At 61.2% G+C, this 1,823-nt stretch carries 1 protein-coding gene; it reads right to left on the bottom strand.

Annotated elements, in window-relative coordinates; all coding sequences use genetic code 11:
- Positions 1–293: 293 nt before the first annotated feature.
- Positions 294–1,823: DUF3987 domain-containing protein (locus tag EV666_RS18110; RefSeq protein ID WP_132011050.1), on the bottom strand; the 1,530-nt coding region annotated here is incomplete at its 5' end.

Below are 1,823 nucleotides of genomic sequence, written 5' to 3'. Positions count from 1 at the left end.
GTGCCATTTGAAGGGGGGGGCCGTTTCTGGCGGACCTCTAGATGAAATGCCGAAAAAAAACCGCCAAAACCGTCGCGAGAGCGTAGCCCCTGTTTGCTGATGCCCCCCCTTGGTATAAATATATGATTTATATATATTATTATTGTTATAGGGAGGGTGGAAGACTGGATAAAAGGGTGGGCTAAAGGGTGGGCTAAAGGGTGGGTCGGTGAATTTATCATTTCCAGCTATCGGCCATTTTGGACCCACCCTTTGCCCACCCTTTTGCCCATGGTTAGCCCCACACTGGTGGGCTACCTTTCGACTTGCTTCACGACTTCTGGCCGGTGATCCGCTGCCCACCATCGAACCCGCTTCTGGCCTGAAGATGCTACGGCCTCGCCGTAGACCACCTCGCCAGCGGTCTGCAGCAGGTCGAGGATGTCGTCGAGTTGGCGCCGCTCGATCCGCCCCTTCACCTGCTTGATCAGCATCCGTGTCGTGATGCCCTCCGCGCCCTTCTTGGTGATGTAGTTGCGTATTCGCAGGTAATCCTGCTGCCGGTCGTTATCGGCCACATTGTCGGCTGCGCCCGCGGCGATCGTCCGATAGCTCGCCTCCGCCACAGCGTTGGCCCATGTCTGGATCTCCGCCGTGATGACAGGATCGCCGGGACTGCATCCGACAGAAACGATCAGCGCCAGGCGGGCTGCGTTCTCGCCAACGCGGGTGAGCAACGGCCGTAATTCTGCGTCGGTTTTCTTGTGCTCGGCGCGGATACGGTCGTCGAAGCTCTCAAAGAGATCCTCTACACCTGGCCCGTATGCAGCAGTCAGTACGGCAGCCGGCTTGCGCTCGCCGGAGGCGTTCAGTCCGAACAGATTGCCACCGATATTGCCGCCGATTAGCGCTTCGACGTGTTCGATAAGCGCTGGAGGAATTTCGTCCAGCGACGCTGCCGGACGCCGCACCTTCGCAGGCGGTGCATTGCCAGCGTCGATCACGATCAGCCGGCCAAGCAGCCCTTCCGATATGTTCCCGCCCGATAGCGCCGCCCAGAACGTCGACGGCGTGGTGACGCCGTGGATCGACACGCACGGGTTATGGACGCGCGCCATGTTGCCGGCGGCTCGCTCTGCACCACCCCATGTTCCAGACGCAGCGCCCGTAAGCTGCAGCACGGCGAGCGCTAATGTCTCCTTATGCGGTGGCGCCTTTCGGCTGGTGATGGCGCCAAGCCACTTGCCGAACTCATCGATTTGCAGGACGCCAGCGGGGTCCTTGCGCAAGCGTGTGGCAAGCCCCTGAACCGATGCCAGGTCATCGATGAAAAACTTGTCGATGACACGATCACCAGCAGGCGTGCTGCCTGCGATGGCGACGGGCGCGCGTAGCGTGATGTCCTTGCCATGACCGCTGTCCGCCAGTCCCACCAGATATACGTTGGACCGCAATCCAGTTGGACCCTTGTATCGGCGACCAATCAGCGCCGCGGTCAGGGCCAGCGCGCCTGCCAATGCCAGAGGCGGTGACGGGAATCGCGCCACGTCGGTGATGAAACGGGCGAAGTCGCCTACCGCCCCGGGTGGGTAGCACAAGCTGACAGGAAGCCCTGCAACGGGGGCATCTTCGATGTAGACCGGCTCGGCGTCCTCATCGTCATCGTTGGCAGGGACAGGCGCAGGCAACGACTTGCCGAAGCTGATTGTCACGGGCTGGCGTTGTTCCCAGCCCAGAGATTCCGGCGACACCGACATGCGCTCGCACAGCCAGAACGCGGACGCGCGCGTATCTGGTGCGCCGCCGAACTCTGCCACCAGATCGATGGGAGTTGCACCGTGTTC

Origin of the sequence: Camelimonas lactis (assembly GCF_004342915.1) — a bacterium.
In the GTDB taxonomy this organism is placed as follows: Bacteria; Pseudomonadota; Alphaproteobacteria; order Rhizobiales; family Beijerinckiaceae; genus Camelimonas; species Camelimonas lactis.
The sequence above is the reverse complement of the archived record's forward strand: the minus strand, read 5'-3'. Positions and strand labels throughout refer to the sequence as shown.